A 14,563-nucleotide genomic window follows, 5' to 3' on the forward strand; every position below is an offset into this window, starting at 1 on the left:
CCCTGTATCAAAATGTATACTCCCATTGTAGCATGAACAATTACAAAATCGAAGCAAATCCGGGAGTGAAACTTTAGTCACAGTCTCTCCAGCAGTTGTTTCGCCAGAAAAAAGAGGAGCCCTCAAAATCTAAGGCTCCTCCCCATACTTACTTCAAAATTTCTTCAATCCGCGCCAACACATCTTCGCTTAATTTCACACCCGATGCCTTCGCGTTCTCGATTACCTGTTCAGGCCGGCTTGCGCCAACCAGAGCGCTTGCCACGATCGGCTTGCGCAAAATCCAGGCGAGTGCGAGGTTGCCAACGGACAAGCCCAGTTCAGCCGCAACCTTCTCAAGCTCCCGGACCTTGGCAAGCTTCTCTTCCGTAATTCCTTTACGCATCCCATCCAGCTTCGCAGCCCGGCTGTCCGCTGGAAGGTCGGTGACGGAAGTGTACTTGCCTGTCAGTAGGCCTTGCGCCAGCGGCGAGAATACGACCTGGCCAATTCCGTGGCGCTCGCTGAGCGGCATCACTTCCTGTTCGATGTAGCGCTGGAACATGTTGTAGATCGGCTGGTTAACAACGATCCGGTCGAGCAAATATCGATCCGCGACCGTAAGCGCCTCGGCGATCTGGGAGGCTTGCCATTCGCTGACCCCTACATAGAGCACCTTGCCCTGACGAACCAGATCATCAATCGTGCGAAGCGTTTCATCAAGAGGCGTCTCGGGATCATGGCGGTGACAATAGAAGATATCCACATAATCATGGCCCAGACGCTTCAGGCTGGCGTGGACTTGCTCCATGACATGCTTGCGGGATAAGCCGCGGTCATTCGGTCCATCGCCCATCGGCCAGAAAGCTTTCGTAGCGAGTACATACGATTCTCTAGGATAGGCCTTCAAGGCTTCTCCTACAAGCTCCTCTGCTGCGCCTTTTTCATAAACATTGGCGGTATCAAAAAAGTTAATTCCGAGATCATAGGCAGTTTCGATGGAACGGACGGCATTTTCTTTCTCCACATACCCGCCGTATGTAAGCCAACTTCCCAGGCTGATTTCACTGACCTTCAGGCCTGTACGGCCTAATTTTCTATACTCCATTGAATTTCCTCCTTCAGCAAGTTGATTTGCATTCCTAATCCATTATATACCTTTCCGGTCTCTCTTGCAGAAGGAGGCATTCCTGGCTTTGATTATGAGGTTAATTCACGTATTTCCCGTAATCGGGAACGGCCAGCCATTCGAATTCTGCAGTCAGCCGCTTCAAGCCTTCCGATAATTCGCTTCCCGAGACAGGAATACCATGACCCGTAACAGCTACAGCCGGGTTCAAATCCGCCAGCTTTTTTACGGATTCCTTCGCAGCCGCCCAATCGGTAGTCAAGTATCTCGGCGGGCCGCATATTTCCAGCTTTTGAGTCAGCACCTTGTACAGTTCGTCCTGTCTGACCGTAACAAAAGCATCCCCTGCAATTAAAGCCCGATCCTCTGCTCTGAACAGAGAGATGTGCCCCGGCGAGTGGCCCGGCGTATGGATCCAGCGAAAGCCTTCCATGTAGGGAACCAAGCCGTCCGCAGGCAGCAGACGAAGCCGATCGCCAAGATCGATCGGTTCATTCGGGAATATCGGCGACATCTTCGCAATCCATCCCCCTTCGACGGTTGGATCCGGTTCGGGATAGCTTTCAGTTCCGTTCAGGTAAGGCAGCTCTGCCGGATGGGCATAGACCGGGACCTCCCAGTGCTCCACGAGATCAATGAGCGATCCGACATGATCAAAGTGCCCATGCGTAAGCAGGATCGCCTCCGGTCGGCAACCGGCTCCGAAGCGGGCTTCGGCGACCGAGATGATCTCCTTCGCCGAGCATGGCATTCCTGCATCCACCAACACAAACGACCCTCTACCCGGCTCGCCGAACAGGACAAGGTTTACAATCTGATCGGTGTAGCAATAGACGTCCTTAAGCACCTCCACTCCGGTTCCGCTCTTGATCGACACGGCCGGTATCACGTGATAATCGCTTCCGTAACGCATATCCTCCTGCATTTCATGTCCTCCTCTTGATCTGTCCGGATGCTGCGTTCTGCTCATTGAGGAATCAGGCTTCCTGAACCTGATGGTAAAAGCTCCCCAGCACGGCTTGAGTGGCCGGAGAAGCTGGTTCCAGCGGATAATAACCCTTGCTCACCATCCATTGCCAGACATCATAGGCATGGCGGCAGCTCATGCAGAATGCATCTTCCAGAAAGCTCCGGATTTCGGGATGGCTCATCTCCATAGCCGCCCAGGCGTATTCCCGGCCAGCCCGCTTCAGCGTCAGTAAATAAGCCGTCGCAATTTCACGGTCGTTAAATTGTTGAACCGTTGTTCTCGGGGCGACTGGCACGGCCGCTGCAGGAGCCTGCGTATAGGACGACAGAATAGGGCGCAGATCAGGTATCGGTAATTTGGACGTGGCCCCTTCCGCTTTGCTCAAATATTCGACCTTGATATTATAATCTTGAATATGCAGCGGAAAATGCTGCTCCAACAGGGCCAGCAATTCCGGATCTTGAACTTGGGTCTTGAAACAGGCCATATTCGTAATGGAATTGACACAGCTTAGTGTAAGCTCGTTAAGATCCTGTACTTCATGTGCCGCAAGTTGCATGATTAAAAGCCTCCCAAAACAGTAGTGTGTTGTCTCTCTTAAGCTTTACTGCCGTTTGTGGAAGTATGCAGTCAATCGCGACGGATTCTTGTACTTTTTTAAAAGCCTCTTACGTGTCCTCCCATTTTCTCCTTGTTATCAGCGATCGGACAAAATCTGCTTCGCATATTCGTAAAAAGCGGAAGCCTCCTCCCGGTTGGCAAAGCCTGCCTGCGCCATTTTTTCATTGCCGCCGCCCTTGCCGTTGTAAGCGCTTAGGTTCTCTTTAAAGAACGCTCCGCAAGAGAAGCCCTCGCTTGCTTCCTGTGCCAAGACCACCTTGTTCTCCCCTGCTGCCAGTAACAAGACGGGAAGAGCAGTCTCCGCGACCAGTCTCGTAGCAAGCTGCTGCAAATCCTTCAGGCTCCTGTCCTCAAACTCGTAAGCCACTACTCCGCCAGTGGAACCGGACAGAAGCTCCCGCAGCAAATACCCATCGTTGATTTCCTTTTGAGTGCTCAGGTCGTGTTGCAGCTGCTTATGCTCCTGTTCCCACTTCTCAATCCGGCTTAAAATATCGGCTTTTCCTGTATTGAATTTTAGCGCCAGCGCATTCACTATCCGTTGAACCTCGTTAAACTCCCGAAGTGCCCGATAACCGCACAGGAAATAAATCCGAATATTGCCCTTTTGCCGCTCCGCCTTCAGCAGCTTGATCATACCGATTTCGCCCGTGGAAGAGACATGAGTTCCGCCGCAGGCATTATATTCCACGTCCTGCATCTCCACGATCCGGATCCCGCTGGTCACCTTCGGCGCTTTGACCAAAGGCAGCTCCGCGGCTTCCTCCGCCGTGACGAAATAGCTTGCAATAGCATGATTCAAGTAAATATGCCGGTTGACCTCCCGTTCAAGCATCTCCATCCGCTCCAAGGAAAGCTCGTCAAATCTAATGTCAATCGTGGCATAATCTTCGCCTAGATGAAAGCTTAACGTTGGCGCTTCCAGAGCTTGAAGACATACCGCCGACAGCAGGTGCTGTCCGCTATGCTGTTGCATATGATCAAATCTTCTGGCCCAATCCAGCCGGCATAGGACGGTCATCTCCGGATCTGCCAAGGACAGCCTGTCCACTTTATGCAGGACTTTCTCCTCTTCCATCACTACTTCAAGCACGTTCATCCCGCCGATGGTTCCTTTATCCCAGGGCTGCCCGCCTCCCTCGGGATAAAACGCCGTTTCTTCTAATAGAAGATAAACGCCTTCCGCTCTTTCCACGACCTCACGGATCGTGGTCTGCCATTCCTGCAAATAAGCCGAGTCGTAGTAGAGCTGCTTGGTCATTTCAACGTTCCTTTCTAATAAGCCTGCCAAGCGTATCGCCAGGCTATTTATGGATAAGTGTAGTTTATGACAAATAGCCCCTTCTGTGAAGAAGCGGCTATTTCGGGTAGTCTTTCGCAGGCTGCTATCCTTCAGCGGCTTTTGCAGCCGCTTTTGTCAGATGAACTGTACCGTGCGGATGATGCGGCGGCGCATAAATGGTATAGATTTTAAGCGGCTCATTGCCGGTATTGGTGATATTGTGCCATTTCCCGGCGGGGACCATCACGGCATAATCCTCACGGGCCCTTGCTTCAAAATCCAGCCGGTCCTTGCTGTCTCCCATTTGCACAAGTCCTTGGCCTTCTTCGATCCGAATAAATTGATCCGTCGTAGGATGGACTTCTAATCCTATATCATCACCGACACCGATACTCATCACGGTCACCTGCAGATGTTCCCCTGTCCATATTGCCGTGCGGTAAGTGTCGTTCTGCTCGGTAACCTTTTCTATATTCACGACAAATGGATTGGGGCCGGCATCTCTGGATACGTTCCGATTTAATTCATCGAATTGCGCGATATTTTCGTAGGCGCCTCTGAAAGCATCCATAAACATCTGCTGCAATATAGGAGGCCCTGCCAACTGGCTGTGTGTCCTATATTCTTCATATTCCTCCATGCCTGCTTGATAGGCTATTCGCAAGCCTTCCGCATAACTGGAAAATGCAGCTGGAGCAAATCGGTAAGTAGGAGAGCTGCCCGTCATTGCAGCATAAAGATTGGAGAATTGTTGCAGCCGAGGCCGTTTACTCTCCAGCACTCGCATAATATTGCTCCGGTGCTCTTGTGTTGGCGCTGCGTCCGCCAGACGGCTGCAGAACTCCAGATCCGAAGCCTCTCTTTGGATTCCCGATAGGATGGCTGCAAGCACGGCTTGATTGCTGCCTGTTTCCGAAATATCATACACGTCGCTTCTTCCCTTCTTGGTATGCTAACTCAGCATATGCCCAGACAGGAAAAGAGGTGAACTACCGTCCGGTGAATCGTAAAATACATGTTGCTTCAAGCGTTGGCGTTTGCTAATCTCTACGGTAACAAGAGCTTCGATCGGGTCATGAGGTACCGTGCTCTTGACTCTATCGACTATGGAGACGCCTCAAAATAATCCATGATCGAGGTTTCCTGAAAGCCGCATGATTTGTACAGCTGGAGGGCTCTCGCGTTATCGGCAGCTACCTGGAGGAAGATATCTTTCATCTTAGCCTCCTGCAGCTTTTCGACGGCCTGAAGCAGAAGTTCCCGACCAAAGCCTTGTCCTTGATGCTCCGGTAGTACGCCTAACCCGAAAATCCCTCCAGCACCCGAGCTCATTTGCAAGTGAAACTTGCCAATGGTTGCTCCTGCTTTTTCCGCGAGATAAATCGTCATCCCGCGTTTCTCTTCCTCTTCCGGGAGAAGAGTGTCGCCTGCTTCCCCAAAATAGATGGCGTTCTGCCTTGCAATCTCTTCGGCATCAGCATTATCCGCCTTGCGGAAGACGAGTCGGTCTCCCCATTCTCCCTGCTCCATTTGCCGATCCTTGCCTGCTTTCCGAAATACCATTTCATATTCCGAATGTCTGTATGCCGCACCCGTCTTTTTCACGAAGGACTGTCCCGATAACGATGTTCTGTCGCATAGCATAAGCATATCCCCGGCATTTCTTCGCTTCCGTTCGGCTGTCACCAACGCATACAGCTGAGTGAAGATTCCTTGCCTTCTGAATTCGGGATGCACCATACCTGTGATCTCCATCGGTGAGCCCTGCCCGCCAAATTGACTGATCCCCATATATCCAACCAGCTGTTGACCGGTAAAATACATAAATTCATTCATTTGCTTCAGACCGGTCATTCCGGTTGACTCCACAGCTGCTCCCAGCTTGTAATCCAACTCAAGCTTTAATGTAATTCCATCCTTTCGCACACATAGCTCCTGAAGATGGCTAATCAGTTCGTAATCCTCATGGTCAAGGTATTCCTTGAGCTTGATCCAGGGGGTATTTTCTTTTTTCATGCAAATCGCCTCATTTCTATATACCTTACTTACTGACACAATTTCGTCCCTTTTTCTTAGCCCGGTACAAAGCAGTATCCGCTGCCTTCATAACCTCATCCGGTGTTTTATTCTTCTCGTTCTTCTGTGCAATGCCAATACTGATCGTGATATGTATCGTTCTACCGGCTCTGGTGCTTCCTGATTTCGACCGGCTTCTTCCTTTGCCTTTTCGACGGCCCTTTCCGCGAAGTGTAAAGCCTCGCCCAGCCACCTTCTCGCGCAGCTGCTCCAGGTGAGGCAGCACCTCAGACACGCTTCTGCCCGGGAACAGAATTGTAAATTCCTCGCCCCCGTAACGGAAAGCCTTGCCTCCCCCGGTTACCTCCCTCAAAATGGAAGCTACCAGCTTCAGCACGTCATCCCCTGTATCATGGCCGTATTTATCGTTGAATTTTTTGAAAAAATCGATATCCAGCATGGCTATAGTATAATTCATTCCAAGCTTGAGCATGTCCTGCTTCAATGCCCGTCTGGATGGAAGACCTGTCAGCTCATCCGAGAATGCCATCGAGTAGCTATCCTGAATAATTGAACTGATTAAAATGATACCCGACACAGCCCAGAACACGGCGATCAGAAGTGGATCATAGACTTGATGCAGCGCAAATCCCATCCCTAACAGCACGGCCAGGAACGAAACATCCTGTGATGATGGCCGGCTGATTTGTCTGTATATAAGACGAATGGCCGCCAACAGAACCAGGAAGAGTGCAGCTTGAGACAAGGAGGTGTATTTTTCCAGTGAAAAAGGAAGCAGATCCTTCCGCCATTGATGGAGCAGAGACTGCTGCTCCGGCTTCATCAGCCATACGGCTGCCGCGGCCTGGGCTGCTATTACGCCCACTCTAGTCATTCCCCACATACTAAAAATCCCTCTCTCTTTAAAGAAGGAGAAGATCAGAATGTTTGCCGGAAGAATCAGGCTAATAAGAAGGAGCAGGTCCTCTAACAGGACCTTTCCCATTACTGCGCCAGCCTGAGGCGAGTATTGCAGCAGAGCTAGCGTCAAAGCAAAAACAAGGAGAAGAAAGAACTCCCTGCTGCGATTAAACTTCCAGGCAAGCACACCGCCAATCAGAAAGATAGGGTAGGGTGCCATGCCTAACAAGTCTAGTTGAGGCTCAGTTAACCATTGTGTACGATCAGCGCCTAAATAAGCAAGTATCAGCAGAGCAAACGGCAGGGTGATCATGGACGCAGTTTTCAGTATTTTTCTCAAGGTTCTACGGATCCTCCGTGTCATTTCAGCTATAGTTATTTATCGGCAAGGATCCGCCGCGGCTTAATGTATATAATTTATTGCGTTGGCAAGCGTACCTCAAATTCCGTGCGGATCACATCGCTATGGACAGAGATAGAGCCTCCATGCTGTTCCACGATATTCTTGGCGATGAACAATCCCAGGCCGGTGCTGCCTTCCTTATGCGTTCTCGCGCGGTCGCCGGTGAAGAACATTTCAAAGACATGAGAAAGCTCGGCCTCAGGTATCGAGTTCCCGTAATTCGTAACTGTAATGACAATCTCCGCTCCTTCCAAGCGGCCGGCGATATCCACATATTCACCATCACTGCCGTAACGGACGGCGTTGGACAGTATATTTTCAAATACCCGAGCCAATAGCTCTCCATCCCCGAATGCCACTAGTCCTGAATCGAATTCAAGCCGGGCCGTCAGGCCGTTCTTCTCAAACAGAGGAACTAATTCTTCCGCTAACTGGGTCAGCAGCTCCGTCAGATCAAGGGTTTGCCGATTCATATTCATCTTCCCGTAATTCATCCGCGTAATTTCAAACAGCTCATCGATCAATCGCTCAAGGCGCTGTGATTTGGTATAAGCAATCGTCAAGTAATGCTTCATTTGCTCGGCAGTCAGATCCTTGCCCTGCAGGATGAAGTCCAGATACCCGATGACCGAGGTGAGCGGCGTCCGCAAATCATGAGCCAGATTCAGCACCAGCTGCTCCTTGCTGTTCTCCGCAAAATCGCCTCGCTGAAGCGCTTCCCTCAACTGCTGCCCGGCCAGATTAATGTCTCTGGCGATATCCCCGAACTCGTCGTTGGACGGAATGACGACATTACTCGCAAAATCTCCCCCTGCCAGCTGGTTGATCCCGCGGGAAATCTCCCGGAAATAGCCGACATAGCGCCGGCTGAGCAGGAAAAAGTAAATGAAGGACAACGGAAAGAAGATGATCAGAAACACGTTGATATCGCCGATCTCCCTCATGATTTGACGGACTTCAAACATCGGATCCTCACGGTAAAGCGTATGGTAATAGCGTTGCAGCCCCAAATAGATGAGAAAGGTGGTGAATGCTGACAACAGCATGCTGAGCCCAAACAACTGGATCATTTTGAAACGGAAGCTCCGTAGCGGTTTAGCCATTGAATGTATACCCTACTCCCCAAACGGTTTTGATCAGCTTATTCTTGTGCTGGTCCTCGCCGAGCTTCTTGCGCAAGGTCCGGATGTGCACCATGACTGTATTCCCGCCTTCATAATATGCCTCGCCCCACACCTGCTGAAAAATATGCTCCGAGCTGAACACCTTCTTCGGATGGCTGGCCAGCAGCATTAATATATCGAACTCCTTCGGTGTCAGCTCAATCGGCTCGCCGTACAAGAAGGCCGTCCGCTGCTCGGGAAAAAGACGAACTCCCCCTGCTTCCAGAACGGATACGTCTGGTGTTGAAGCCATCGAAGGGTTCAAATGAATGAACCTGCGCAATTGCGCATTTACTCTTGCTACCAGCTCCATCGGATTAAAGGGCTTTGTCATATAGTCATCCGCCCCGCGGACGAGTCCGGTGATTTTATCCAGATCGGTTGTCTTGGCGCTCAGGAAAATGATCGGCAGATGATACTGCTCGCGAATTTGCCGGGTCACCTCATAGCCATCGATCTTCGGCATCATAATGTCCAGGATGGCGAGGTCGATGGGCTGCGTTCGAATCACATCAAGCGCCTCCTGGCCGTCGCAGGCCTTCATACACCGATAGCCTTCTTTGGACAGATGCAGCTCAATCAGATCGGCGATTTCCTCCTCGTCGTCTGCAATCAGAATCGAAATCGGTTTCATAGCTTCGTCTCCTTTTCAAGGACAGCATAACCGAGACTGCCTGTGATTTCAATGACCAACCCTTATGACATGACCAACAACCCATATGCAGGCACATGGATGATCTGCTCTTGTGTCATCACCATTCCCGTCCCTCTCAGAAAAGCAAAGCTCCCCTGCAGATGGAATCAAAACATACCAACCGCTCCTCTAACGGACATTTTGGATTGTTAGCAAGCCTTTTCAGACTAATTTGATCGCTAACGGACATTTTCGCCACTTAGAACGCTCAATCAACCCTTTCCCCTTCAAATCTATTAGCTAAGTGTACAAAATGTCCGTTAGATTTCCACCATCATCAATGATTAGTTCTAAGAAGACGTAATGTCCGTAAAATTCGGTAATCCGGTGATTGCCCTAGCTATGACGCTGAAGATAAAGTAACCGATAAGCCCTCCAAAGGTATTCAGTAGCAGGTCGTCCACATCAAACTGGCCGATTCTCAATAATAGCTGGGCGCACTCCAGGAAGAGGCTCATCAGAAAAGAATATATTAGAGTGGCCCGTGCAGGAGTCTCATTCTTTTGCAGCATGATTCCGGTGAACAAGCCGAAAGGAACAAAGATCGCCACATTGCCAATCAAGTTGAAGAGACTATGGCCTGTCATCAGTTCCATCGTTCTTGTTATTTCTCTAAACGGCACCAGATTCCCCGTCAGAAGTCTCTGATAGACCAGTCCAGGATGACTTAAGCTGCTATACAATTGGTTCCATAGAAACCCCGGTTCAACGTTCTGCATCTTGAACAGGATAATCTTCACCAGCATGAACAAATAAATAACAAATATAAGCCGAATCCCGGCATGGATTATTCTGGATGAAATACTCATGCGACCATCTCCTTGCCTTCCCAAGCTCGATTGTATTGCTTACTCCGCAACCGTCACAATGATGCCGTCTATATTGTTGCCGGAAAGTGAATATTTTCCTTGTGCGGGTATATAGATGACCTGATCTTCCGAAACCGGGTAATAAAACACCCGATATTTTTGCCCCCCTACTGTTGCGCTCATACTTTTCCGCTTCTTTAGCTCATCAAGATATTGTTCGAGAACCAGGCCTTCTTCCTGCATAATTGTACTATGAGGCTGACCTACATACCGGAAATGCCAAGGCTCGAACCGAATGCCCGTGATGTCCGTCTTGTCTTCCGGATAGCGCAATATAAAGCCGTACTCCCAGGCATGCTGCTTGAGCCACAGTCCTTCAGGCGCTTCGCTCATCTCGCCTTGGGATGAACCGATGTCCAGCGACAGACCGAGGTTATGCTCGCTGAATCCGGCAGGCAGCGCCCACTTGGGGCCCATTTCGCGATACAGCTCGTCCTGTTTGCTCTCATTCCGGTACCCGCTGCTGATCAGAAAATGATGAATGCCCTCCTTGCCCGCTGCCTTAACCATCGCGGTAAAATGCTCAACCAGCCGCGGTGATAACATAATGCTGTTATCCAGGACACCGAAACCATCGATCAACTCAGGATTCTTAACCAGGCTTACCGCTTCCGTCTCAGGATGGAGTCCTTCGGGCACCGGGTAATCCTTGTTCACCAGGAGCAGGTCTCCTTCATAGATCATGGACTTGCTTACTTCGATCGTAAACCCCAGTTCTTCCGTAAAAGTCTCCGGTTCCAGCATCTGATCATTTTGCTCCGCAGGGACGTTCAGCTCTCTATGCCATTCTTCAAGCGTGCTCACTTTCAGCTTCGCAAACCCAAGCCCCAAGAGCAGCAGGATCACCAGGGAAATCAACCACTTCTTCATATGCGTACTTCCTCCATACCTTTTCTTCTTCCTTAAGGATAAGAGGAACTTTTTAAAAAGAACGGATGGTAAATCTAAAGTTTTTCTTAAGTTTGTTCTTATGGAGGATAAAATATGGAGAACCAAAAAAGAAAGGCCAACCGGCTCCGGGTTGTCCCGGTCCGATCGGCCATTCACAAGTTATGCTTTAAGTTTGCTTAAGCGGCTTGCTTCGGCAGGAAGCCCCATGCTCCTACACGAACCTGAATACGGTCGCTTTGGGTTACGCCTGCGGCATTAATCCATTCAGCATAATATTCATAAGTGCCCGGCGCCCGGTCATGGATCTCAGTGACAGCGCGCTGCATACCCGGCGAAGCGCTGGTCAAAGCCTGGGTGTCGATCAATACGCCGTTCTCATAGAGACGGTACTCGGCAGCATTCGTCCCCCACCACAGGTTGGCGCTAAGCTGGTAGCTGCCATCTTCGTCCCAATTGTCATGCGACAATACCGGCTTGCCCGGCGAAGCCTCCGTCACCGTTACGCGAAGGGGCTCCGACTGCGATGCGCCCCAGGCATTGACCAATTCGCCGACATACGTATATACGCCGTTTGCCTTTCCCGTAATATCGACAGAAGCCGTCTGCATCGAGGGGGAAGCCTCCGTCAATGGGACGGTCTGAATCAAGACGCCGTCTTCATACAATTTGAATTCCGACCCGTTATTTCCCCACCACAAATTCATGGTCACCTTATAATCCCCGTCTCGGAGGCCGGTATCATAACCATTATTATCTGACAGTACAGGTTTGCCCGGGGCAGCGGCGGCATGCGGCTGCTTCACCTGGAATACGGCCCGGTCCGAGGCCACGTTGCCTGCGGCGTCCTCTACGCGGTATTCAATGACCTGCTCTCCTGCTCCCAGCTCCTTGGCGCTGATCGTCTGACCCTCTTCAATTGGCTGGCCGTTGAGGAGAAGCTCGCGGGCAATGACCCCGGAGAGCTCGTCCGTGCTGCGAAGCTCAAACTTCAGGGTATCCTGCTCCCATACGTCTCCGATTCGGTTCCCCGATTGCGTCAGCGTTACGGCGGGCGCTGTCTTATCCAGCTTGATTTCTATCGTCTTCGCCTCTTCAACCACACCGCCTGCAGAAGAGTAATATTGAATGACGTTGATCCCTTCCCTGCCGATATCCACAGGACCCGAGTATACGGACTCAGCTCCCTCATTCAACCGATAGGTTGTCGATACCGGCTCCGAACCCGCAGCCGTCAGAGTAAGGGCCACATTCCGGTTAAACCAACCGTTCGAATTCGGCTGTTCTGATAGAACGGCAGTGGTTGCCGGGGGGACATGGGCCTGCGCAAGCGAAATATCGTTTATCCCCCGCACCTTCAATTGATATACGTCTCTAAAGATCGAAGATACACCTTGAAGATTGACAATCTGTCCCTCTTCATAGGGGAAGTCTGCGAGTGCCAGACCCGTTCTGGCATCCACGCGAACATGGTTGCTGACTCCATTCGCGCTGATCGCATCAAATTCAAAGGAACCCGATGGAGATGCCGTAATGATATTGGTGATCTCCACCTGGTGGAGTGCGATCAGTTGGCCTTGATTGGCAGCATTTACGGTATCGACCGCGACTGCCTCCGGCAGATCTGCCGTCCCGGTCTTTTCGATCAAGACCGGGCTCGTTAATTCGAGTTCAGTGTTATAGAGGGCTGTTGAGGCCGTAAGCTTGACCACATCTCCTTGATGAAATCCCGTACTGCTCTGATACACATAGACTCCGCCGGTAGCGTCCTGCAGATAGAAGGTTTGTCCTCCATAGATACCCGGCTCAGTCGTTACAGTACCTTGAACCGTGATCAGGCTTCCTTCCGGCTTGCTTCTTCCTTCCGCAATCGTAATCAATTCCGGAAGCGAGCTGCCTGCATCCGGCAACGGTTCGGCAGGCACATTATCCAGCGTCACGGATTGGGTCAACAGATTATTGCCATTCTGCCGCAAGCGAAGATTGGCCGCCCCGGAGGTGCCCGGTTTGATGCGCATCGTTAAATCCTTATAAGCCCGTCCTTGACTATCAGCAGTCAGGCTGAAGGTGTCCCCGTATCCATAAGCGGTTGGCCAGGTTCCGTCCGCTTTTTGCGTCATGGCTACCTGGGTTCCTCCCGTCAAGTAGATCCCTGCACTAAAGCCGGTCACCGTTGAATTGGCGGGCAGGTTCTCGATGAGAACGCGAATCTGGAACTCTGCTGCATTGGGAAGAACAGATTGGCGGACAAAGCTGTAGACTGGCGAAGCACTCACTCCAGCACCACCATAGGAGCCCGGCTTGAAGGTCGAGCTGTCCCACCATTTATAGCCGGCGGCCGGTGCAGACCATGGTTCGGGCTGGGGCTCCGTTGAAGCCTCAGGCGCTTCGAAGGAATGCAGCTCTGTCGCCTCGTCCAATTGAAGGTCATCGACTTGGGCCAGACTTGTATAGCTCTCCTGGTCTGCCAGCCAATTCATCAAATTGACTAACAAAATGGCATCATCCTGCTCCTTGAAGCCATCATAGGTCGTCTTTTTAGCTCCTGTCTCTTCACGTAAATATTTTGGCGTTGCATCTTCTACCGGCGAGGAATCACCGATGAAGGCCGCTTTACCCAATCCAACCTTGGCTACGGCAACATAAGGTCCCTCATCCATGCCGCCGCCGTTATATACGCCCTGATCGACCGCATTTCCCCATGCCTCATTCGTCTGTGGGAGATACACAATGCCCTTGGCCTTGGTCGGATCGGTAATCGCTAGCGTAGAACCGGCATGCATCGCAACTCCGTCAACTCCCTCGGTGATTCCGAACGCTTGATCGGGCTCTACAATATGATTAGCCGTGATGTCGCCCAGTGCATTATACCGGAATCTAACTCCGAAATTGTCTGCGAGCCAATCCGAGCTGACGACACCTTGCATGGCCTCCGAGTTTCGCTCTTCCGCGCTCATGCCCTTAGTCGGATCCTCCCAAGCCCCTCTGCGATACCCGTTGAAAGCTTCAGAGCCGTCCCAGCGGTTCTTGTTACGGTCCGCATTATAGTGATCGCCGATGAAGAAAATACTTCCGCCGTTTTGTACATATTGCTCCATCGCAGCCTGTTCGCTCTGCTTGAAGGGAATGTTTGGCTCCGCAATAACAAATACAGAATAGCCGCTTAGATCACTGTAGGTAATCGGTGTTGACTTGCGCAGCTCGGCGACATCAAATCCGTCGGCCGCCAGTGCTTGTCCAAAATCGGAAAACCCGCCGTCAATAACCCAGTCTGCGGCACCTGCGGTCTGGGCATGCGTGTTGTCAAAAAGAATTTTCTTGCCGGCATTCTCATTTACCACTTTGGCAGCAATGTAGGGTGCGGGATCGTTCGGCCCCTCGGCATGCACAGGTGCGAGAATCGCGCCCAGCTCCAACTGAATCGTAAATGCCAAGGATACAGCAAGTCCGATCCGCAGCCACTTCGTCCCGATTTTCTTTCCAAGCCCAACCAGCTTTCTGCTCATAATTTCCCTCCCATGAGATTAAGAGTAGTTCAACACCCTTATTTTGGCATGGGATTATTAGCTAAAAAGTAAGGTTATGTAAAATTTAAAGAAATATATTTTTCTTTCCATCTGCATCCTAA

General features: G+C 51.0%; 12 protein-coding genes. All 12 read right to left on the reverse strand.

Annotated features, from left to right (window positions below; translation table 11 throughout):
- Positions 1-148: 148 nt before the first annotated feature.
- Positions 149-1,087: an aldo/keto reductase family protein gene (locus KI362_RS14185; RefSeq protein WP_301627927.1), complete on the reverse strand. Its 939-nt coding sequence runs from the start codon at positions 1,085-1,087 to the stop codon at positions 149-151.
- A 100-nt stretch (positions 1,088-1,187) separates the two neighbouring features.
- Positions 1,188-2,033, reverse strand: a complete 846-nt coding sequence (locus KI362_RS14190; RefSeq protein ID WP_301627929.1) for an MBL fold metallo-hydrolase — start codon at positions 2,031-2,033, stop codon at positions 1,188-1,190.
- Positions 2,034-2,085: 52 nt separating this feature from the next.
- Positions 2,086-2,637 carry a spore coat protein gene (locus tag KI362_RS14195; protein ID WP_301627930.1) on the reverse strand — a complete coding sequence of 184 codons (552 nt, stop codon included), beginning with the start codon at positions 2,635-2,637 and terminating at the stop codon, positions 2,086-2,088.
- A gap of 138 nt (positions 2,638-2,775) precedes the next feature.
- Positions 2,776-3,960 (reverse strand): alanyl-tRNA editing protein, encoded by a 1,185-nt coding sequence (locus KI362_RS14200; RefSeq protein WP_301627932.1) that lies wholly within the window; start codon positions 3,958-3,960, stop codon positions 2,776-2,778.
- A 124-nt stretch (positions 3,961-4,084) separates the two neighbouring features.
- The gene (locus KI362_RS14205) at positions 4,085-4,909 is read right to left on the reverse strand and encodes a cupin domain-containing protein (RefSeq protein WP_301627934.1); all 825 of its coding nucleotides are present in this window, start codon (positions 4,907-4,909) and stop codon (positions 4,085-4,087) included.
- 176 nt (positions 4,910-5,085) lie between these two features.
- Complete coding sequence (locus KI362_RS14210) at positions 5,086-5,997, reverse strand: GNAT family N-acetyltransferase (RefSeq protein WP_301627936.1); 912 nt, start codon at positions 5,995-5,997, stop codon at positions 5,086-5,088.
- Positions 5,998-6,022: 25 nt separating this feature from the next.
- A complete protein-coding gene (locus KI362_RS14215) occupies positions 6,023-7,258 on the reverse strand; it encodes a GGDEF domain-containing protein (protein ID WP_301627938.1) in 1,236 nt (411 codons plus the stop codon).
- Between the two features lie 77 nt (positions 7,259-7,335).
- Positions 7,336-8,424 carry a sensor histidine kinase gene (locus KI362_RS14220; RefSeq protein ID WP_301627940.1) on the reverse strand — a complete coding sequence of 363 codons (1,089 nt, stop codon included), beginning with the start codon at positions 8,422-8,424 and terminating at the stop codon, positions 7,336-7,338.
- A complete protein-coding gene (locus KI362_RS14225; protein WP_044477272.1) occupies positions 8,417-9,118 on the reverse strand; it encodes a response regulator transcription factor in 702 nt (233 codons plus the stop codon). The genes KI362_RS14220 and KI362_RS14225 overlap by 8 nt, the downstream gene beginning before the upstream one ends.
- Before the next feature lie 350 nt (positions 9,119-9,468).
- The gene (locus KI362_RS14230) at positions 9,469-9,987 is read right to left on the reverse strand and encodes a VanZ family protein (protein ID WP_301627943.1); all 519 of its coding nucleotides are present in this window, start codon (positions 9,985-9,987) and stop codon (positions 9,469-9,471) included.
- A 39-nt stretch (positions 9,988-10,026) separates the two neighbouring features.
- On the reverse strand, positions 10,027-10,917 hold the full coding sequence (locus KI362_RS14235) for a M15 family metallopeptidase (RefSeq protein WP_301627945.1): 891 nt from the start codon (positions 10,915-10,917) through the stop codon (positions 10,027-10,029).
- Positions 10,918-11,114: 197 nt separating this feature from the next.
- On the reverse strand, positions 11,115-14,441 hold the full coding sequence (locus KI362_RS14240) for an endonuclease (protein ID WP_301627947.1): 3,327 nt from the start codon (positions 14,439-14,441) through the stop codon (positions 11,115-11,117).
- Positions 14,442-14,563: the final 122 nt, after the last annotated feature.

Origin of the sequence: Paenibacillus apis (genome assembly GCF_018333295.1) — a bacterium.
In the GTDB taxonomy this organism is placed as follows: domain Bacteria; phylum Bacillota; class Bacilli; order Paenibacillales; family Paenibacillaceae; genus Fontibacillus; species Fontibacillus antibioticophila.

Bases quoted from the DNA above. Each gene is read 5' to 3' on its own strand.
- KI362_RS14185 (WP_301627927.1), bottom strand. From the start codon at position 1,087: ATGGAGTATAGAAAATTAGGCCGTACAGGCCTGAAGGTCAGTGAAATC.
- KI362_RS14190 (WP_301627929.1), bottom strand. From the start codon at position 2,033: ATGCAGGAGGATATGCGTTACGGAAGCGATTATCACGTGATACCGGCC.
- KI362_RS14195 (WP_301627930.1), bottom strand. From the start codon at position 2,637: ATGCAACTTGCGGCACATGAAGTACAGGATCTTAACGAGCTTACACTA.
- KI362_RS14200 (WP_301627932.1), bottom strand. From the start codon at position 3,960: ATGACCAAGCAGCTCTACTACGACTCGGCTTATTTGCAGGAATGGCAG.
- KI362_RS14210 (WP_301627936.1), bottom strand. From the start codon at position 5,997: ATGAAAAAAGAAAATACCCCCTGGATCAAGCTCAAGGAATACCTTGAC.
- KI362_RS14220 (WP_301627940.1), bottom strand. From the start codon at position 8,424: ATGGCTAAACCGCTACGGAGCTTCCGTTTCAAAATGATCCAGTTGTTT.
- KI362_RS14225 (WP_044477272.1), bottom strand. From the start codon at position 9,118: ATGAAACCGATTTCGATTCTGATTGCAGACGACGAGGAGGAAATCGCC.
- KI362_RS14230 (WP_301627943.1), bottom strand. From the start codon at position 9,987: ATGAGTATTTCATCCAGAATAATCCATGCCGGGATTCGGCTTATATTT.
- KI362_RS14235 (WP_301627945.1), bottom strand. From the start codon at position 10,917: ATGAAGAAGTGGTTGATTTCCCTGGTGATCCTGCTGCTCTTGGGGCTT.
- KI362_RS14240 (WP_301627947.1), bottom strand. From the start codon at position 14,441: ATGAGCAGAAAGCTGGTTGGGCTTGGAAAGAAAATCGGGACGAAGTGG.